The sequence below is a fragment of the Methylobacterium sp. Leaf123 genome, from assembly GCF_001423405.1.
Classification (GTDB): domain Bacteria; phylum Pseudomonadota; class Alphaproteobacteria; order Rhizobiales; family Beijerinckiaceae; genus Methylobacterium.
The window spans coordinates 294,955-313,853 of the sequence record NZ_LMNS01000036.1; the positions used below are offsets into that span (position 1 = coordinate 294,955).

Genomic DNA, 18,899 nt, shown 5'->3' on the forward strand with positions numbered 1-18,899 from the left:
TCGATGCGCGGATCGGGGCTGCGCGGTTGCGCAGGGCGGTGGCGCAGAGCCGGGCTCAGGCCGGGCGCAGGCGGGTGAGCTGGTCGAGGAGGGCGCGGTCGTGGAGGAGGGCGAAGCGCTCCTTCGGGGTGAGCCAGGTCTGCGCCTCGGTCAGGGTTTCCGCCTCCACGATCTTGGCGCGGGCGAGCGTGTGGTCGGCGTCGATGGTCCCGCGGGGCCGGGGCGTGCCTTCGGGCAGCATCGTGGCGTGGGCGTGGGCGAGGCTCGGATCGGCGTGGAGCGCGGCGAGCGCGTCGGTGTCGTCGAAGGCCCGGGTCTCGTTGCGGCGGGCGAGTTCGCCGGCGCGGCGGGCGATGGGCGGCTGGGCCTGCTCCTCCGGCGTCACCAGCAGGCCGCGGTGCTTCAGGGCGAGGCCGAGCGCCAGTTGCCCGCTCGCCCAGGAGAGCGGGATCGCCAGGACGAGGCCGAGGATCGTCGGCGACATCCACAGGAACAGGGAGGTGGCGATGGCGAAGGCCGCGACGCCGGTGACGAGGCCGAGGCCGGTATGCCAGCGGTGGCGGCGCACGATGTCCGCAAGGGGAATCGAGCCGTCGTCGCGTCGCTGCGGGTTCCAGCCGGTGTCGCGCCCGGCCAGGATCTGGAACACCGAGCCCGACTGGACCAGCATCGCGATCGGCGCGATCAGCGCCGAGAGCAGGATCTCGATCAAGAAGGACAGGGTCAGCCGCCCCGCGCCCCCGCTGGCCCGCCGGGTCTCGCCGTCCAGAAGCGCCAGGATCAGGCCTAAGAATTTCGGGGCGAGCAGGATGCCCATGGTTAGGGCGAAGAGCTGGAGCGCGCGCACCGGGTCGAAGCGCGGCCAGACCGGATAGAGGCCGAACTCGGCGGAGAAGTATTCCGGGCGCACCCAGGCCGTCTGCACCACGATGATGATGCCGATCACGAGCTGGGCGAGCCAGAGCGGCGAGGCGACGTAGCCGGCGATGCCCGTGGCGAAATGCTGGCGCGAGGCGGGCGCGAGGCCCGCCGCGCCGATGACGCGGGCGTGCTGGAGGTTGCCCTGCGCCCAGCGCCGGTCGCGCACGGAGAGATCGATCAGCGAGGGCGGGCTCTCCTCATAGGAGCCTTCCAGCCGTGGCAGCATGGTGACGCCCCAGCCGGCGCGCCGGATCAGCGCCGCCTCGACGAAGTCGTGGCTGAGGATGTGGCCGCCGAAGGGCGGGCGGCCCTTGAGGTCCGGCAGGCCCGCGGCCTCGGCGAAGGCCTCCATCCGGATGATGGCGTTGTGGCCCCAGTAATTGCCGTCGCGGCCCGACCAGACCGAGAGGCCGGTGGCGATGACGGGGCCGTAGATGCGCGCGGCGAATTGCTGAAGCCGGGCGAACAGGGTGTTGCGGTTGATGATGAGCGGCAGGCTCTGGATGATGCCGGCGCGAGGGTCGGCCTCCATCGCGGCGGCGAGCCGCACGATGCAGTCGCCGGTGAGCAGGCTGTCGGCGTCGAGCACCAGCATGTGGTCGTAGGCAGCGCCCCAGCCGGTGACGAAATCGCCGATATTGCCGGCCTTGCGGTGATGGTTCTTGGCCCGGTGGCGGTAGTAGAGCCGGGCCTCGGGGCCGAGTTCGGCGCGCAGATCCAGGAAGGCGCGCTCCTCGGCGACCCAGGCGTCGGCCTGGGTCGAATCGGAGAGCACGAACCAGTCGAAATGGCGCCCGAGGCCGGTGGCCTCGACCTCCTCGTGCATCGCCTGGAGGCCGCCGAAGACCCGGGCGCTGCCCTCGTTGTAGACCGGCATGACGATGGCGGTGCGGCTGGAAAGGCTCGCCGGACGCGGCGCCGGCTTGTCCCGCAGCAGCAGCGTCGCGAAGCCAAGGAGCGCGCCGGTGAATGCCAGCGCGATCCACGAGAAGTTCAGGACGAACAGCACCAGCAGCACGTACTGAAGCCAGGTCGCGCCGCCGGAGACCGAGATCACCTCGTACATCTGCCATGCGCCGTAGGCCGTCAGCGCCGCAGCCCCGCCGAACACGAACAAGCGCGCGGCCAGCGGCCCGCCGCCGCCGTCGCGGCGCGTCGCGGGCCGGGTACGCAGATCCTGCACCGGCATCGCCAGCGGGGCGCGCGGCGGCATGGCGGCCGGCTCGGTCCGCGCCTCGGCCCGCTGCGCCACGGGGCGGTCCATCACGGTCGAGGCGCTATCGGCGGGGTCGGGCATCGTTGCTCCGGCAAGGGGTCGGCAAGGGGCCGGCAAAGGGGTCGGCACGGCGCCCGCAAGGATTACGGCGTCCAGCGGTACAGCCACGTTTCCGTGATCTGTCGCCCTTCCGTCTTGAGGGCAAGACGCAACTCGCAGGCCCGGTCGCTGCCCGGATCGAGCTCGAAGGCGACGCGGACGGTGCGGGTCTCCGGATGGGCGATCCAGCGGGTCGCGCCCTCGACGATCCGGCCGGGGCCGGCGATCAGCACCGTCTCGAGGGGCACGACGGCGCCCTCGGCGGTGAACAGGGGATCGCCGGTGAAGTCGACGAGGAACAGGCGCCGGGGATTGGCGGCGCCGCGGCCGCTGCGCGTGCTCGTGACCCGCGCGAGCGGGCCGCCCTGCGGCCCGGCCGGGGTTTGCTCGCGGCCCCAGTTCTGCCGGTAGGTGAGACGGACCTCCTGGCCCGCGGGCAAGGCCGCCTTCGGCCGCCAATAGGCGATGACGTTCTCGTTGACCTCCGCATCGCTCGGGATCTCGAGGAGCGTCACGGCGCCCTCCCCCCAAAGGCCCTCGGCGCCTCCCTCGGCGGGCTCGCCCGGCTCGACCCAGAGCGAGGGGCAGCGCTCCCAATGGTGGCCGTCATCCTCGAAGGTCGTGAAGGACCGGTCCCGTTGCGTCAGGCCGAAGCCCTGGGGGCGGTTGTCGAGGAAGCCCGAGATCTGGAGCGTCTCCGGATTGCGCACCGGGCGCCAGATCGCCTCCCCGCCGCCGTTGCGGATCTGCAGCCCGCCCGCGGCGTAGACCGCGGCCCGGGCATCGTCCGCGCCGCGCCGGTCGTGCGGGCCGAACAGGAAGGGCGCCTGCATGCCGCCGAGCCCGAGGTGATCGACGGCCTTGCGGGTGACCAGGGTGGCGGTGATCGCCGCGGTCGAGGTCTCGCCGGGGCGCAGTTCCAGGCGCAGGGCGGCGGCGAGGGAGTCGGAATCGATCAGAGCGTGGATCACCAGCGGGCCGTCGGGCGTCTTCGGGCGCTCCACGAACAGGGCGCGCCAGCGGGGGAATTCCTCGCCGCGCGGGTCGGCCGGGCGCAGCATCAGCGCGCGCCCATCGACACCGAATTCCTGGCCCTGCCCCACCAGCCGGTAGAAGCAGGCGCCCTGGAACACCGCGAAATCCTGGTGCCGCTCGCCGAAGCGCGCGCGGATGCGCAGGCCGGAAAAGCCCGGCTCGCGCCCGGCTTCCGGCAGGGCCGCCGCGGCCGCCTCCGAGCCCGCGTCGTAATGCGCGCGGTCGTAGACGACGGGACGGACCACGCCGTCCTCGACGAGGAACAGGGCGATCCGATCGGTGAAGTAGAAGCCGCGCGGCAGTGGCTCAACCGCGAAACCGTGCGGCTCGCCGCCCCAGATCAGCGCCTCGGGCCGGATGCGGATCGCCTCGTAGGCTTCCCGCGACAGGTTCTTGAGCGCGTCGGGGACGTCGTTCGTGGTCTGGGCCACGAAGGGCCGGTTTCCGAGCGCCCGGGCGAGGTCGGGCACGGTGGCATCCGAGAAGGGCGAGCCCGCTGCGGGCAGGGCCGGCGGCGCGGCCTGCGCCTCCACCCGGCCCGGCAGCAGGGCCAGGGCGGCGCCGGCTGCGACCCCGCCGAGCAGGCGGCGGCGGTCGATCGGCGCCGGACGCGCATCGCGGGTCGAAACGCGGGTCGAAAGGTCGGTCGGATGCGTCATGCCCTCGTCGGCTCTCAAGGTCATCGTCTCAGCGTATTCGTGTCTCTCGCACAATTCCCGCGCCGCCGGGCCCGGAGGGGCGACGATCGGTGAGCGGGCATTTGGTGAGGCACTGTTCGTCTCAGAGCGTTCTCGGGGTGAAGAACGGTCGCAGATAGGATCTCAACGCCTGAACCGGGCGTTAAGGTTGCCGGCTTGGCCCGGGACTTCGCGAAAGCTTTGCCGCCGAGCCCGAACCCGACGACGCGTCTCTCACGAAACGCCCGCTGCGCCGCCGTGCCCGGAGGGGTGAAGACGGGTGATCGGGATTTTTGTGAGGCACGCGAAGGCCCGTGGACCTTCCGGGGCCGGCCGGCGTATGAGGCTCGGATCTCGCACGCCGCATCCGCGGTGCCCGCCGTCTCGCGTCCCGCGAGCCTCCTGTCCAGCCTTGAGACGATGATTCTGCCGATGATTGTCACGCAGATCACCCACCACGACCTCGACGGCTACGGCGCCTCGACCGTGGCCGCCGCCTTCGCGGAGGTGTCGCGGGTGGTGCATGTCGCCCGCTATTCCGATGTCGGCCCGGTGGTGGAGGACGAGCTGAAGCGCCTGCGCGGCGCGACGGCCTCCGAGACCCTGCTGATGACCGATCTCGGGCTGGAGGAGCCGACCATCGCCTTCCTGCGCCGCTTCGCCGCGATGAACCGCAGCCGGGCGGAGGGCGCGCATCACCGCCTCGTGGTGCTCGACCACCACGCCTCCTCGATCGATCAGCTCAAGCGCCAGAACCTGGAGGTCGCGCCCGATCCCGAGCGCGCCGGGCTGCTGCGGGCGGATCTCGGTGATCCAGAGGTGTTCGTGCTCATCGACGAGGCGCATTGCGCCACGCGGATGGCCCATGACCAGCGCGCCCTCTACGCGCCCGAGGCGAAGGTGCCCGAAGAGACCGCCGCGGCTGATCTTGCGGCGCTGATCGAGTCGGTCGAAGCGCTCGACCTGTGGAAGAAGGGCGAACCCACCTTTGCCGGCGGCCTCGCCCTTGACGAGATGTTCTGGGACAGCGTCTCGACCCTGGTGCCGGCCAGCCACCCCTGGCACGACCGCTTCGTTTCCGATCTGCTGATGGCGGCGGCCGGCCTGCTGCGGGCCGGCGCCACCCCGGCGGAGCTGGAGCGCCGCTCGGGCGAATTGCGCGCCCGCCTCGTCGATGGCCTCCTCGCCGGGGAGACCGGCGACGACCCGACGCTGACCGCGCGCCAGCGCCTCGCCCGCGCCCTTGCCCGCTCGGACGCGCTGTTCCACCGCCTGTCGGACGGCACGCTGCTCTCCTTCGGCCTCGATTCCGGCACCTTCCAGCGGGTTTCCGATCAGGTGATGGAGGCGGGCCGGGCCAAGCGGGTCGTCAATGTGCAGCGGGCGGGCACGCTCTCGTTCCGCTCCATCGACGGCACGGCGCTCGACGGCGCCCGCGCCTTCCGCGGCGGCGGCCACCGCGACGCGGCCGGGGGCAAGCTGCCCCAGGGCAGCGCGCATTCCCGCGAGGATGCGGTCGCCCAGGTCGAGCCAGTGCTCAACCCCCCGCCCCCGGACCTGTCCGGCAGCCCGTTCGCCGCGCTGAAGAACTGGAAGGGCTGACGCGAGCCCTTCGCCGGTTGTCGCGCGGCGGGATGGCTTCGCTCACGCGCGCGAGAGGGTGAGCGGATCGCGCAAAAACCCGCTCAGATGCCCAGGTTGAACGGCAGGTCGAACAGCGTCGAGTGATCGACGTAGCTGACCCGCAGGGTGTGCTCGCGGGCGCCGTCGGGCAGGGTGTCGGCCTCTCGGAGCGTGCGGATCATGTCGCGGGCGGCGCGGAAGGCCATGCCGCAATCCGGGCAGTCGCGCGTCTCCGTCCGGCCGACCGTTCGGCCGTTCTGGCACAGCTCGAAATGAAAGAGAGGCATCCGGTACCGGCCTCCGAGCAAGATTCGGAGCGACTCGTGCAAGCCTTGAGCCGTGACGGTGACTGCAACGCGATGTGGTGGAAATTTCGCTCCCCTGCCGGGCAATTGGGCAGGCGTTGCATTCCGATATGAAAAAACCCGCCGGCTTTCGCCGACGGGCTTTTGCAGGGGCCACACTCTCTCGCGCGATGGGAGCTGCCGCCTCGCCCTCGGACCGGCGGGGGAACTCGACCTGTCGCAGCGTTTAGGGAGCCACTATCCCTGCCGATCTTGGTTGGGTGGCGTGTCCTGATCCGCGTCGGCGGTGCGCGCGGGGGAGACGGTGATGCCGTGATGTTTCATGGCCAACCTCCTTGTCTCAGGCCGGCGCCGCAGCGCCGATGACCAGAGGCTAGGACGGTTCGCGCACGGCGCGCAAGCCCCTTTTTTTCACTTGTCCGCCCTCTCGTCGGACGTGGGCCGCGGCTGCCTTGCGCGGCCTCGGCTCGGGCGCCGCGCGACGCAACCGGGGCCCGCTGCGTGCGCCCTGTTCCTTGCGCCGGGGCATCCTGCACACGATCTGTCCGCTTCGAGGGGAAACAGATTTTTGCCGCCCGCAGGGGCGCGAAGCGAAGGTGCGCGACCCGCCGATGTCCTCTCCCCGTCCCTTCTCCCTCCCGCCCCTTTCCGTCCTCGATCTCGCCTTCATCCCGGAAGGCGCCACGCCGCGGCAGGCGCTCGCCAACAGCGTCAGCCTCGCCCGGCACGCGGAGGGGCTCGGCTACCGCCGCTTCTGGCTCGCCGAGCATCACAACATGGTCGGTATCGCCAGCGCCGCCACGGCGGTGGTGATCGGCCACGTCGCGGCGGGCACGGATCGCATCCGGGTCGGCGCGGGCGGCATCATGCTGCCCAACCACGCGCCGCTGGTGATCGCCGAGCAGTTCGGCACGCTGGAATCGCTGTTTCCGGGCCGGATCGATCTCGGGCTCGGCCGGGCGCCGGGCACCGACGGGATGACGCTGCGCGCGCTGCGCCGCACGTACGAGGCGGCGGAGCGCTTTCCCCAGGACGTGCTCGAATTGCAGGCCCTGTTCGGCCCGGCGCGGGAGGGGCAATCGGTGCAGGCGGTGCCCGGCACCGGCCTCAAGGTGCCGCTGTGGATCCTCGGCTCGAGCCTGTTCGGGGCGGAGCTCGCCGGCACGCTCGGCCTGCCCTACGCCTTCGCCTCGCATTTCGCGCCCGATGCGCTGCTGCCGGCGCTCGCGGCCTACCGCGCCCGCTTCCAGCCCTCCGAGCAGTTGCAGAGGCCCTACGCCATGGTCGGCGTCAACGTCGTCGCGGCGGAGACCGATGCGGAGGCGCGGCGCCTGTTCACCACGGCGCAGCAGCAATTCACCCGGCTGGTACGCGGCACCCGCGGCCTGCTGCCTCCGCCGATCGACGACATCGAGGCGTATTGGCGCCCGGCGGAGAAGGCGCAGGCCTCGCGGATGCTGGCCCGCGCGCTGGTGGGCTCGCGCGAGACCGTCCGCGCCGGGCTGGAGGCGCTGGTGGCCGAGACCGGCGCCGACGAGGTGATGGTGGCCTCGGCCATCTACGACCACGACGCGCGGCTCGCCTCCTACGCGATCCTCGCCGAGGCGCATGGCGCGCTGGCGGCGCAGGCCCTGCCCGAGCGCTCAGCGGCCTGAACGGGCGGCGGGCGTCCCGGCGGCGGGTGGCGGCGGAAGCTGCGAGATGTGGCGCAGGGCCGGCGGCGGCGCCGTCGTCCCGGCCCCAGGGGCGCCGGCCTTCTCCGTCACCCGCGCGATCCCGCTGCCCAGGGCGAAGCCGCTGAGGCCCAGAAGGATCGCGAGGCCGGTGAGCTTGATCATGGCCGGTATCCGGGGCCAGACTCGGCGGATGGGGATGCAATCGATCGTGGCAGGGATTCCTTGACGGATCGTGCCACGGGCCGCGCGGCGACCGATCGGGTGTTCACAAAACCCCGTCCGGCCCGCGGAACGATCAGTGCGCGCCGCCGCTCTCGACGAACTTGAACAGGAACACGGCCGCGATCACCCACACCACCGGCTTCACCTCGCGGGCGCGCCCGGTCAGCGCCTTCAGGACGGCGTAGGTGATGAAGCCGAAGGCGACGCCGTTGGCGATGGAATAGGTGAACGGCATCAGGAGCGCGGTGACGCAGGCCGGGATCACCTCGGTGAGGTCGTCCCAATCGAGCGCGGTCAGCTCGCGCAGCATCAGGCAGGCGACGTAGAACAGGGCCGGCGCCGTGGCGTAGGCCGGCACCGAGCCGGCGAGCGGCGCGAAGAACAGGCAGGCCAGGAACAGCACGGCCACGGTCGCGGCGGTGAGTCCGGTGCGCCCGCCCTCCTCCACGCCTGCGGCGCTCTCGAGATAGGCGGTGGTGCTCGACGTGCCGAGCAGCGAGCCGGCAAAGATCGCCGCGGAATCGGCCATCAGCGCCCGGTCGAGCGCGGCCGAGCGCCCCGATTCCGGCAGGAGCCCGGCGCGGTTGGCCACCGCCATCAGCGTGCCGGTGGCGTCGAACAGTTCGACGAGGAACAGCACGAGGATGACGTTGACGAGCCCCCCGGTCAGCGCGCCGGGGATGTCGAGGGCAAACAGCGTCGGCGCCAGCGAGGGCGGCGCCGAGACGATGCCCTGGAAGGCGTTGCCGGCAAAGACGAAGCTCAGGCCCGTCACCGTCAGGATGGTGAGGAGCAGCGCCGCCTTGATCCGCCGGGCCGAGAGCACCGCCACCATCAGGAAGCCGAGGGCGGCGAGCACCGTGCCGGGCTGGCGCAGATCACCCAGCGTGACGAAGGTGGCGGGGTTGGCCGCCACCACGCCCGCATTCTTGAGCGCGATGATCGCGAGGAACAGGCCGATGCCGACGGTGAGCGCGATGCGCATGGAACGCGGGATGCCCGCGACGATGATCCCGCGCAGGCCCGTCAGCGTCACGGCGAGGAAGCACAGGCCGGAGATGAACACCGCGCCGAGCGCCGCCTGCCACGTATAGCCCATGCCCTGCACGACGACGTAGGCGAAGTAGGCGTTGAGCCCCATCCCCGGCGCCAGCGCCACCGGCCAGTTGGCGACGAACGCCATCACCAGCGAGCCGAGCGCGGCGATGAGGCAGGTCGCCACGAAGACCGAGCCCTTCGGCATGCCGGCATCGGCGAGAATGCTCGGATTGACGAAGACGATGTAGGCCATGGTGAGGAAGGTGGTGAGCCCCGCCAGCAGCTCCGTGCGCACGGTGGTGCCGTGCGCCTCCAGCTTGAACAGGCGTTCCAGCAGGTTCGGCGGCGCGGCGGCCGGGTCGCGCTTCATGTCCATCGTCGTTCAGCGCCTGTTCGATCGAGGGGAACCGGGGCTGGCAAGCGGAAGGGGCGCTGCTCCCACCCTCGCCTTCACGCCGCTCCTATCGCCGCCATGATCGGCGCAAAAATCCGGTCGGGCCGGAAGGGCGTCGCGGTGAGCCGCGCGCCGGTGGCGTCGCGGATGGCGTTGGCCAGCGCGGCGGCGACCGGGTTGAACGGCGCCTCGCTCATCGACTTGGCGCCGAGCGGCCCGATCCGGTCGTGGGTGTCGGCGAACAGCACCTCCGTCTCCGGCACGGCGGCGCAGGCCGGGATGGGATAGCCGCGCAAGCTCTGTGTGACCACCTGGCCGGCGCCGTCCACGATCACCTCCTCGGAGAGCGCGGCGCCGAGCGCCTGGGCGATGCCGCCCTCGATCTGCCCGCGGCACTGCATCGGGTTGATGACGCGGCCGGCATCCGCCGCGTGGACGCTTTTGAGGATGCGCACTTCGCCGCTTCGCGGATGCACCGCCACGCGAAAGGCCTGGACGTTGAAGGCGACCGAGCGCGGGCTGCCATCGGCCCGGCCCTCCGCCTCGATGGGGCCGAGTTCGGCGAGCGGCACCGGCCCGGCCGGGGTCTCGACCCGATCCGCCGCGAGCCGGCAGGCGGACGGATCGGCGCCCATCCGTTCGGCAACCGCGACGAGGACCGCCCGCGCGAGCGCCTGCGCCGCGTTCAGGACGGCCTGCCCGCCGACCACGGTGCCGGTGCTGCCATAGGCGCCGGTATCGTGCCCGACGCCGTCGGTGTCGGCGCCGACGACCCGCACCCGCGCGGGATCGGTGCCGAGTGCGCTCGCCGCAAGCTGGCGGTGGACCGTCGTGGTGCCGTTGCCGAACTCGGCGGTGCCGACCTGCGCGGTGTAGCGGCCGTCGGCCTCCAGCCGCAGGCGCGCCTCGGCGAAGTGGCCCCGCGGCGGGATCGTGTCGATCATCGCCATGGCCATGCCGGTGCCGACCCGCCAGTCCGATCCCGGCGGCGCCGCGCCCGGATCCCTCATCGCCGCCTCGACGAGGCTCAGGCACTGGTCGAGGCCGTAGGAGCCGAACGTGACGTCGTGCGGCTCCAGGCTGTTGGAGATCATCGGCTCGCCGGGCCGGACCGCGTTGCGGCGGCGCAGGGCGTAAGGGTCGAGGCCCGCCATCCGCGCCAGCTCGTCGAGGGCGGATTCCATGGCGAAGATGGTCTGGCTGAGACCGTAGCCGCGGAACGCCCCGGCTGGCAGGGTGTGGGTGTAGACCGCGTATCCATCGACCCGCTTGTTGGGGCAGGTATAGGCGGAGAGCACCTCGTTGCAGCCGTGGTGGATCACCCCGCCCGCGTGGTTGCCGTAGGCGCCGGTGTTCGAGAGCACGTCCAGCGCCATGGCCGTGAGCTGCCCGTCGCGGGTGGCGCCGAGCCGCACCCGCACCCGCATCGGGTGGCGCGTGGTCGAGGCGATGAACTGCTCCTGGCGGGTCATCTCCCATTTCACCGGGCGGCCGAGCCGCAGCACGGCGAATGCCACGAGATCCTCGGTCAGCATCTCCTGCTTGCCGCCGAAACCGCCGCCGACGCGGGCGCAGGCGACGCGCACCCGTTCCCGCGGAAGGTCGAACAGGGCGCAGAGCGCGTCGCGGGTCAGGAACGGCACCTGCGTCGAGCTGCGCAAGGACAGGCGCCCGTCGGCATCGATGAGGCCGAGGCAGCCATGGGTCTCCAGATGGACGTGCTGGACCCGCTGCGAATGGAACTCCCCCTCGTAGACGTGGTGGGCCTGCGCCAAGCCCGCCGCCACGTCGCCGACCTCGCCGTGGACCTCCGCCGCGAGGTTCGGATGGGTATGGAGCGGGGGCGCGTCCTCGCCGGGCCGGTCGGCGCCATCATGGACGAGGGGGGCGTCCGGGCTGAGCGCGAGGGCCGGGTCGATGAGGGCGGGGCGGATTTCGTAGGTCACGACGAGCGCGGCGCAGCCGGCTTCCGCCGCGGCCTCGCTCTCGGCCACCACCGCCGCCACCCGCTGGCCGGCAAAGCGCACGATGGAATCGAGGATCAGCGTGTCGGCCGCGTCGTCGTGCGGGTCCTCGTGGCGGCCGGTGGAGAAGCGGCGGTGCGGCACGTCGGCATGCGTAAACACCGCCACCACGCCGGGCAAAGCGAGTGCGGCTGTCCGGTCGATGCTCACGATGCGGGCATGGGGATGGGGCGAGCGCAGCACCTTGAGGTGCAGCAGGCCCTCCACCGCCGTGTCGAAGGTGAAGCGGGCGCGCCCGCTCACCACTTCGGCCGCGGCGGGCGCCGGCAGGTTGCGGCCGATCGGATCGCCCTCGGCCCCCGTATCGACATGCGCGATTCCGGCCACCGCGTCGCGGATCGCCCGATAGCCGGTGCAGCGGCAGAGATTGCCCTTCAGCGCCGTATCGAGATCCTGCCGCTGGCCCCCGTCGAGGGCGGCGGCCGTCATGATCATGCCGGGCGTGCAGAAGCCGCACTGGAAGCCTTGGGCGGCCAGGAATGCCGCCTGCATCGGGTGACATTCCGCCGGCACGCCCTCGCCGGGCGTGCAGGGGCCGGAGAGGCCCTCGATGGTGGTGACGCTGCGCCCCTCCGCCCGGAAGGCGGGCATGAGGCAGGAATGGACCGGCGCGCCGTCGAGATGGACGGTGCAGGCGCCGCAATCGCCCGCGTCGCAGCCTTTCTTGACGCCGAACCAGCCGAGATCGCGCAAGGCGGTGCGCAGGCACTGGCCCGGCCGCGGGGCCGCCTCCTGGGTCAGGCCGTTGACGGTGAGCCTCACGAAACGCCCTCCCTGGCGAGTTCGTCGCGGATGGCGAGGGCGAACGCCCCCGTCATGTGGCGGCGCCAGGCCGGCGCGCCGTGGATGTCGTCGAAGAGCGTCGCGTCGGTGATGGCCTCATCGAGCGCGGCGCGCAGGTCGCCCTCGTCCGGCATCCTCGGAAACGCGATCCGCACCGGGCGGCGCACGGCGGCGGTAATGGTGAGCGCGAAGGTGCCGTCCGCGTCGCGGGTGCCGATGACGAAGGCGCCCGAGCGTCCGCCGGGGGTGAGCGAGATCCGCCGGGAGGCGGCGCGGCGGGTCAGGGCGGCGGTGGGGAGGGTGATGCTGCGAAGGATTTCACCCGGCCGCAACGCCGTCTCCTGCGGGCCGCGCACGAAATCGAGCACGCTGAGCGGCCGCTCGTCGCCCTCGGGCGTCCACAGCGTGCACGTGCCGTCGAGGGCGGCCGTGAGCGCGATCATCGGCCCGGCGGGGAGCGCGAGGCAGAGATTGCCGCCGACGGTGGCGAGGTTCCAGATCTTGAACGAGCCGAGCAGCGCCCGGCAGCACGGGCCGATCAGCCCGGCGGCGGTCCAGGCGGCGGGGGGCGTGAAGCGGTTCAGCTCCGCGATGGTGCAGGTGGCGGCGATCGTGAGGCCCGCCTCCGTCACCGTGAGCGGCGCCCAGCCGAGGCCGGCGAGATCGACCAGCCGGTGCAGGGCCGGTTGCGGTTCGGAGAACAGCCACGTCCCGCCGCCGAGCCACGCATCCCCCGGCCGCCAAGCCGGGAGTTCCGAGCGCATGCCCGGCCGGATGACCGCCTCGACCGTGTTGAGATCCATCGCCCACCCGCCGACGCCCCTTGTCCCGGACGCTCAGCAAGGAGCCTGCCAGCGGGGATGGGCACGGGCAAGGGGCGGTTGCAGGGGAAACCCCGTCCCTGCATCCTGTGCGGGACGTGTTTTCCTAACCCTACCCCTCATCCTGAGGTACCGCGTCGCGGCCTCGAAGGAGCTTTCAGGGATCTGGAGGATCCTTCGAGGGCGCCGCTGCGCGCCGCCACCTCAGGATGAGGGCGCGCGCGGGATGTCCGACGCCGAGCCGGCCCGGCCGCTCAGCGAATGGCCGTCATCCCGCCGCGGGCGGCCGGGCCGGACAGCGGCAGGCCGAAGCGGCCGGTGCTGGGGCTGAGCCCGTTCGTGGTCCAGCGCGGGTCGTGCGGACGCGGGCGCTCGGAGGGCGGAAGCTGCTGGATGAGCTGCCGGTAACGCACCGAGGCCTCGTCGTTCGGGAGGGCCTGCGCCGTCGCGGCGCCAGCAAGAGTGACGCTACCGAGGACGAGCGCGGCGAGGATCGGAAAACGGGCCATGGGTGAGGACCTCGTTCCGGCCAGGATCGGCCTCGGAGATGGGTCGAAGGGCGGTTTCCGGTCGAGGTGGGCACCCGGATCACCATCCGCAATCCGGGTGCCACCTATGTCTGAGTGAGCTGAAAAGTCAGGTCCGGCGCTGGGCCGCGCCCTCCCGCTCGTTCCAGCCGTCGATCACCTTGTCGAGCGTCAGCGGGTAGTCGCGGATGCGCAGGCCGGTGGCGTTGTAGACGGCGTTGGCCAGGGCCGCCCCGGCGCCGCAGATGCTGACCTCGCCGAGCCCCTTGCTCTTCAGCGGGTTCGCCTTGTCGTCGAGTTCGGGCAGGAACACGGCGTCGATGGCCGGCACGTCGGCATGGGCGGGCACGTGGTACTCGGCCAGATCGTGGTTCACGAAGTAGCCGTAGCGGGTGTCGGTCTCGGCGGCCTCCATCAAGGCGGCGCCGATGCCGAAGATCATGCCGCCGAGCGCCTGGGAGCGGGCGGTCTTCTGGTTGAGGATGCGCCCGCCGGTGAACACGCCGAGCATCCGCCGCAGGCGGATCTCGCCGGTATCCGCATCGACCCCGACTTCGGCGAAATGCGCGCCGAAGGAGTGCTGCGAGTATTTCTCCTTCATCGCGCCGGGCTTGATCTCGCCCTTGGCCTCGACGCCCTGCGCCCCGGCCAGATCCGCCAGCGCCTCCGAGCGGTTGCCGGAGGTGACGCGGCCTTCCGAGAAGGTCGCGCCCTCCGCGTTCATGCCGGCCGATTGCAGCAGGGCTTGGCGGAGGTTGTCGCAGGCCACGTAGAGCGCCGAGCCGGCCGAGCCCGCGCCGAACGAGCCGCCGGAGCCGGCCGCCTTCGGATAGGCGGTGTCGCCGATCTCGACATGGATGCGCTCGATCGGCAGGCCCATCATCTCGCCCGCGATCTGGGCCAGGATGGTGTAGGTGCCGGTGCCGATATCGGTCATCGCCATCCGCACCGTGAGCGTGCCGTCGGGGTTGAGCCGCACGCCCGCCTGCGAGGGCATCAGCGGATTGAGCCGCGAGGCCGCCGCCATGCCCATGCCGACGAGCCACTGCCCGTCACGGGTCGCGCCCGTGGCGCCGCGCTTGTCCCAGCCGAAGCGCTGCGCCCCCTCGCGCATGCAGGCGACGAGTTGGCGGGTGGAGAAGGGCACCTTCTTCTCCGGATCCTGCTCCGGCTCGTTGCGGATGCGCAGCTCGATCGGATCGATCTTCAGGTGCTCGGCCAATTCGTCCATGGCGCACTCGAAGGCGAGCTGGCCGACCGCCTCGCCCGGCGCTCGCATGGCGGAGGCGATGGGGACGTTGAGGTTGGCGAGCCGGTGCCGGGTCAGGCGGTTCTGCGCCGCGTAGAGCGAGCGGGTGACGACGGCGGAGGTCTCGTAGAACACGTCCCCCGGTGCGGTGGCGGACCAGGATTCGTGGGCGATCGCGGTGAGCCGGCCGGTCTCGTCGGCGCCGAGCCGGATGCGCTGGATCGTGTCGGTGCGGTGGGTCGCGACGTGGAATTCTTGCTGGCGGGTCAGCGCGACCTTCACCGGGCGCTTGAGACTCCGTGAGGCCAAAGCGGACAGGATCGCCTCGGGCTGCGGCTGAAGCTTCGAGCCGAACCCGCCGCCGATATAGTGCGAGACGAGCCGCACGTTCTCCGGCTTCAGCTTCAGCACCGAGGCCAGCGAGGTCTGGCCACGGTTGAGCATCTGGTTGGCGGTGAACAGGGTCACCCGGTCGCCATCCGGCCCCGCCTCCCAGGAGGCGATGGTGGCGTGCGGCTCCATCTGCGCGTGGATCTGCACCGGCGTGGTGTATTCCACGTCGAGCGTCACCGGGGCGCTGGCGAAGGCGCCATCGAAATCGCCGAGCTCCGAATCGGGCGGCGTCTGCGCCGGCTTCGGCTCGACGGCATTCGGCCGGGCCGCCTTCAGCGAGGCCTCGGGCGTCTGCACATCGTACTCGGCCCGCACGAGGGCGGCCGCCGCGCGGGCCTGCTCGAAGCTCTGCGCGACGACGAAGGCGATGGGCTGGCCGTGGAAGCGGATCTCGGTGCCCTGCAATTGCGGGTAGACCTGCTCCTTCTTCTCGCCCTGCTCCGGCACGTTCTCGTGGGTCATCACGAGGAGCACGCCCGGCGCGCGCTTGGCCGCCGAGACGTCGAGGCTGCGGATGCGGCCCTTGGCGATGCCGGCCTCGACGAGGAAGCCGTAGGCCGGGTTCTTCAGGTCGCGGGTCTCGTAGGCGTAGGGCGCGCGGCCCGTGACCTTGAGGCGCCCGTCGATGCGGTCGATGGGGCGGCCGACGAGCCCGTCCGGCTTGCCGTCGAGGGGCGTCGCGCCGATCGGCTGGTTCATGTCCATTGCGGATGTCCTCGGACGCGAAAGGGTCAGGCGCGAAGGGCTTCGGCGACGGTCGCGCGGAGCGTCCGGCGGGTGAGCGGGATCTTGAAGTCGTTGGAGCCCTGGCCGCGGGCGCCGTCCAGCACCCGGTCGGCGGCAGCATCGGCCGAGCCGGTCTCGACCAAAGCGGCCTCCGCCGCCTGGACCCGCCAGGGCTTGTGGGCCAGCCCACCGAAGGCGAGCTTGGCCAGCCTCGGCTTGCCGCCCTCGCCTTTCGCGATGATCGCGGCCACCGACACCGTGGCGAAGGCATAGGACGCCCGGTCGCGGACCTTGCGGTAGAGATGCACACCCTCGACCGGCTTCGGCAGCGTCACGGCGGTGATGAGTTCACCGGGCTTGAGATCGGTCTCGATTTGCGGCGTGTCGCCGGGCAGGCGGTGGAACGCGGCGATGGGAATGCTGCGCCGCGCGCCCTGCGGATCGACCGTCTCGACGGTGGCGTCGAGGACGCGCATCGCCACGTTCATGTCGGAGGGATTGGTGGCGATGCAGGAATCGCTCGCCCCGAGCACCGCCATGATCCGGTTGAACCCGCCGATGGCCGCGCAGCCCGAGCCCGGCTCGCGCTTGTTGCAGGGTTTGGTCGTGTCATAGAAATAGTAGCAGCGCGTCCGCTGGAGCAGGTTGCCGGCGGTGGTGGCCTTGTTGCGCAACTGGCCCGAGGCGCCCGCGAGCAGGGCCTTGCCCAAAACCGCGTAATCCGTCCGCACCCGCGGATGCGCGGCGAGATCGGAATTGCGCACCAGCGCGCCGATGCGCAGGCCGCCCTCCTCCGTCTCGGTCACCTCGGCCAGCGGCAGGCGGTTGACGTCGATCAGGGTCGCGGGCGTCTCGATCTGAAGCTTCATCAGGTCGAGCAGGTTGGTGCCGCCGGCGATGAAGCGGGCGCTGGGCCGCTCGGCGGCGAGCCGCGCCGCGTCCTGAACCGTGGCGGGGCGCTCGTAGGCGAAAGCCTTCATGATCCCGCCCCCTCAGATCTTGGTGCTGGCGTCGCGGATCGCCGCGACGATGTTGGGATAGGCCGAGCAGCGGCAGATGTTGCCGCTCATCCGCTCGCGGATCTCTTCGTCCGTGAGCGAGGCCTTCCGGGTGAGATCGTCGGTGACATGGCTCGGCCAGCCGGCCTCGACCTCCGAGAGCATGCCGGCGGCGGAGCAGATCTGGCCCGGCGTGCAGTAGCCGCACTGGTAGCCGTCATGGTGCAGGAAAGCGGCCTGGAGCGGGTGCAGGCTGTCGCCGTCCGCCAGCCCCTCGATGGTGGTGACGCTGTCCCCCTCGTGCATGACCGCGAGCGAGAGGCAGGAATTGATGCGCCGGCCGTTCACCAGCACCGTGCAGGCGCCGCACTGGCCGTGATCGCAGCCCTTCTTCGAACCGTTGAGGTCGAGATGCTCGCGCAACGCGTCGAGCAGGGTGGTGCGGGTGTCGAGGGTGAGGTCGTGGCGAGTGCCGTTGATCTCGAGCGAGACCGGCATGGTCTGCGGCTGCGGATCGACCGCCGCCGGGGCGGCCTCCGCCCGGCCGCGCAGGGAGGCGCCGAGCGTCGCCAGGGCGGCGCAGCTCCCCATCACCGTCCGGCGCGATGGATCGAAACGCCGGTCTCTCGTCGAATGGTCCGTCATCAGGCCTGTCGTCCCGCGCATCCGGACCGGCCGCGGGTGGCGGCCAGTCTGGAATGGATCGAAAACTGACAGGCTGAACCCAACGGGCGTCGCGGTTGATCCGAGCCGCGCCGCTATGGCGCAGCGGCGCGGTTCGCCCGGCGGAGCGGCGGCCTCAGCTCCAGGCGTGGAGCGGCGGGTTCACGCCGTTCAGCGCGTGGTTGCCGATGATCGCGTATTTCCAGCGAACGGGGTCGTGGAGCGTGTGGGTGCGGGCGTTGCGCCAGTGGCGGTCGAGATTGTGCTCGGCGAGCGTCGAGCGGGTGCCGGAGAGTTCGAACAGGGTGTTGGCGGCCGCGAGCGCGGTCTCGGTCGTCAGCACCTTGGCCTCGGCGACCGCGATCTGGGCCGCGGCCACGCTCTCGGCCGTCGGGTTGACCAGCGCGGCGTCGATGGCCAGCCCCGCCCGGTCGAGCAGGGCTTCCGCCGCGTGCTGGCGGATCGTCAGGTCGCCGATGGTGCGGATGGTGTAGGGGTCGTCGGAGGCCCGCTCGGCCCCGCTGTCGATCCAGGGGCGCGCCTTCTCGCGCACGAAGTCGATCGTGTCATCGAGCGCCTCGCGGCCGATCCCGGCATCGACCGCCGCCTGGATGACCTGGAAGATGGCGCCGTCCGCCCGCGGCGATTCGTAGGCGTAGTAGCCCGGCACGAGGTGGCTCTTCTCCACCCGCACATCCTCGATGATGACGGTGCCGCTCGCCGTTCCCCGCTGGCCGAAGGCCGACCAGTCGTCGATCACGGTGAGGCCCGGCGCATCGCGCTCGGCGATGGCGTACCAAGCGCGGCCCTCCGCATCGAGGGCGACGATCGGCACGAGATGGGCGAGCAGCGCACCGGAGGAGTAAAACTTCCGGCCGCGCACGATGACGTGGTCGCCGTGATCGGTGAAGCGGGTCTCGAACTCGGCGGCGCGCTTGGTGCCGCGCTCCGAGAAGGCGTTGCCGAAGCGGGTGCCCTTCAGAACCTCCGCGAACAGAAGCGCCTGCTGCTCGGGGTCGGACACCGTGCGGATCGCCGCGACGATGCCGAGATGGTTCTGCGCGATCTGCGCGATGGAGGGGTCGGCCGCGGCGATGATCGCGATCACCTGCGCCAGCGTCTTGTAGGAGACCTCCGGCCCGCCATGGGCCCGCGGCACGTTGATCGACCACAGGCCGCTCTGGGAGAAGGCGTCGAGTTCGGCGAGCGGGCGGGCATTGGTGCGGTCGCGCTCCGAGGCGCCCTTGCGGAACTGCTTGGCGAGGTCGTGGGCGATGCGGATCGCCTCGGCGTCGTCGCGGATGACGTGGGCCGGGGTCGCGGGGCGCGCGGGCCCCGGCACCCCCTGCGGCCGGCTGCCGGCCTCGGCCGTGGTGGGATTGACGGCGATGGTCATGGAGCGGTCTCCGAAGCGAGAGGGGATCGGAAGGGATCGATCCCGCCCTCCCCCTCATCCTGAGGTGGCGGCGCGAAGCGTCGCCCTCGAAGGATCCTCCAAGTATCGCGTGG

The 18,899-nt window shown here is 71.6% G+C and carries 14 protein-coding genes; 2 read left to right on the plus strand and 12 right to left on the minus strand.

Features of this window, described 5'->3' with window-relative positions; all coding sequences use genetic code 11:
• Positions 1–55: 55 nt before the first annotated feature.
• Complete coding sequence (gene mdoH / locus ASF53_RS18480) at positions 56–2,218, minus strand: glucans biosynthesis glucosyltransferase MdoH (protein ID WP_056201780.1); 2,163 nt, start codon at positions 2,216–2,218, stop codon at positions 56–58.
• Between the two features lie 62 nt (positions 2,219–2,280).
• Positions 2,281–3,930, minus strand: a complete 1,650-nt coding sequence (locus tag ASF53_RS18485; protein WP_056202056.1) for a glucan biosynthesis protein D — start codon at positions 3,928–3,930, stop codon at positions 2,281–2,283.
• A 450-nt stretch (positions 3,931–4,380) separates the two neighbouring features.
• Here ASF53_RS18485 and ASF53_RS18490 point away from each other — a divergent pair, with 450 nt between their 5' ends.
• On the plus strand, positions 4,381–5,550 hold the full coding sequence (locus tag ASF53_RS18490; RefSeq protein WP_056202061.1) for a hypothetical protein: 1,170 nt from the start codon (positions 4,381–4,383) through the stop codon (positions 5,548–5,550).
• 83 nt (positions 5,551–5,633) lie between these two features.
• Here ASF53_RS18490 and ASF53_RS18495 read toward each other — a convergent pair whose 3' ends face one another.
• A complete protein-coding gene (locus tag ASF53_RS18495; protein ID WP_056201785.1) occupies positions 5,634–5,858 on the minus strand; it encodes a hypothetical protein in 225 nt (74 codons plus the stop codon).
• A 629-nt stretch (positions 5,859–6,487) separates the two neighbouring features.
• Between ASF53_RS18495 and ASF53_RS18500 the strand changes: the two genes are divergently transcribed.
• Positions 6,488–7,531, plus strand: coding sequence for an LLM class flavin-dependent oxidoreductase (locus ASF53_RS18500; RefSeq protein WP_056201788.1), 1,044 nt, complete (start codon positions 6,488–6,490; stop codon positions 7,529–7,531).
• Here the strand turns inward: ASF53_RS18500 and ASF53_RS18505 are convergent.
• The 9 genes from ASF53_RS18505 to ASF53_RS18545 all read right to left on the minus strand — a co-directional run bounded on the left by ASF53_RS18505 (position 7,520) and on the right by ASF53_RS18545 (position 18,786).
• Positions 7,520–7,714, minus strand: coding sequence for a hypothetical protein (locus tag ASF53_RS18505; RefSeq protein WP_056201791.1), 195 nt, complete (start codon positions 7,712–7,714; stop codon positions 7,520–7,522). The genes ASF53_RS18500 and ASF53_RS18505 overlap by 12 nt on opposite strands.
• 133 nt (positions 7,715–7,847) lie before the next feature.
• Positions 7,848–9,188: an NCS2 family permease gene (locus ASF53_RS18510; protein ID WP_056201795.1), complete on the minus strand. Its 1,341-nt coding sequence runs from the start codon at positions 9,186–9,188 to the stop codon at positions 7,848–7,850.
• 74 nt (positions 9,189–9,262) lie between these two features.
• Positions 9,263–11,992, minus strand: a complete 2,730-nt coding sequence (locus ASF53_RS18515; protein ID WP_056201798.1) for a molybdopterin-dependent oxidoreductase — start codon at positions 11,990–11,992, stop codon at positions 9,263–9,265.
• Complete coding sequence (locus tag ASF53_RS18520) at positions 11,989–12,816, minus strand: FAD binding domain-containing protein (protein ID WP_056201801.1); 828 nt, start codon at positions 12,814–12,816, stop codon at positions 11,989–11,991. The genes ASF53_RS18515 and ASF53_RS18520 overlap by 4 nt, the downstream gene beginning before the upstream one ends.
• A gap of 272 nt (positions 12,817–13,088) precedes the next feature.
• Positions 13,089–13,343: a hypothetical protein gene (locus tag ASF53_RS18525; RefSeq protein ID WP_056201805.1), complete on the minus strand. Its 255-nt coding sequence runs from the start codon at positions 13,341–13,343 to the stop codon at positions 13,089–13,091.
• A 127-nt stretch (positions 13,344–13,470) separates the two neighbouring features.
• Positions 13,471–15,708 carry a xanthine dehydrogenase family protein molybdopterin-binding subunit gene (locus ASF53_RS18530; protein ID WP_056201808.1) on the minus strand — a complete coding sequence of 746 codons (2,238 nt, stop codon included), beginning with the start codon at positions 15,706–15,708 and terminating at the stop codon, positions 13,471–13,473.
• 26 nt (positions 15,709–15,734) lie between these two features.
• Positions 15,735–16,709 carry an FAD binding domain-containing protein gene (locus ASF53_RS18535; protein WP_056201811.1) on the minus strand — a complete coding sequence of 325 codons (975 nt, stop codon included), beginning with the start codon at positions 16,707–16,709 and terminating at the stop codon, positions 15,735–15,737.
• Positions 16,710–16,721: 12 nt separating this feature from the next.
• On the minus strand, positions 16,722–17,372 hold the full coding sequence (gene paoA, locus ASF53_RS18540) for an aldehyde dehydrogenase iron-sulfur subunit PaoA (RefSeq protein WP_056202064.1): 651 nt from the start codon (positions 17,370–17,372) through the stop codon (positions 16,722–16,724).
• A 154-nt stretch (positions 17,373–17,526) separates the two neighbouring features.
• Positions 17,527–18,786 carry an SfnB family sulfur acquisition oxidoreductase gene (locus ASF53_RS18545; protein ID WP_056201813.1) on the minus strand — a complete coding sequence of 420 codons (1,260 nt, stop codon included), beginning with the start codon at positions 18,784–18,786 and terminating at the stop codon, positions 17,527–17,529.
• Positions 18,787–18,899: the final 113 nt, after the last annotated feature.

Coding starts and splice junctions, on each gene's coding strand:
- mdoH (WP_056201780.1), bottom strand. CDS start 2,218: ATGCCCGACCCCGCCGATAGCGCCTCGACCGTGATGGACCGCCCCGTG.
- ASF53_RS18485 (WP_056202056.1), bottom strand. CDS start 3,930: ATGACGCATCCGACCGACCTTTCGACCCGCGTTTCGACCCGCGATGCG.
- ASF53_RS18490 (WP_056202061.1), top strand. CDS start 4,381: ATGATTGTCACGCAGATCACCCACCACGACCTCGACGGCTACGGCGCC.
- ASF53_RS18495 (WP_056201785.1), bottom strand. CDS start 5,858: ATGCCTCTCTTTCATTTCGAGCTGTGCCAGAACGGCCGAACGGTCGGC.
- ASF53_RS18500 (WP_056201788.1), top strand. CDS start 6,488: ATGTCCTCTCCCCGTCCCTTCTCCCTCCCGCCCCTTTCCGTCCTCGAT.
- ASF53_RS18505 (WP_056201791.1), bottom strand. CDS start 7,714: ATGATCAAGCTCACCGGCCTCGCGATCCTTCTGGGCCTCAGCGGCTTC.
- ASF53_RS18510 (WP_056201795.1), bottom strand. CDS start 9,188: ATGGACATGAAGCGCGACCCGGCCGCCGCGCCGCCGAACCTGCTGGAA.
- ASF53_RS18520 (WP_056201801.1), bottom strand. CDS start 12,816: ATGGATCTCAACACGGTCGAGGCGGTCATCCGGCCGGGCATGCGCTCG.
- ASF53_RS18525 (WP_056201805.1), bottom strand. CDS start 13,343: ATGGCCCGTTTTCCGATCCTCGCCGCGCTCGTCCTCGGTAGCGTCACT.
- ASF53_RS18530 (WP_056201808.1), bottom strand. CDS start 15,708: ATGGACATGAACCAGCCGATCGGCGCGACGCCCCTCGACGGCAAGCCG.
- ASF53_RS18535 (WP_056201811.1), bottom strand. CDS start 16,709: ATGAAGGCTTTCGCCTACGAGCGCCCCGCCACGGTTCAGGACGCGGCG.
- paoA (WP_056202064.1), bottom strand. CDS start 17,372: ATGACGGACCATTCGACGAGAGACCGGCGTTTCGATCCATCGCGCCGG.
- ASF53_RS18545 (WP_056201813.1), bottom strand. CDS start 18,786: ATGACCATCGCCGTCAATCCCACCACGGCCGAGGCCGGCAGCCGGCCG.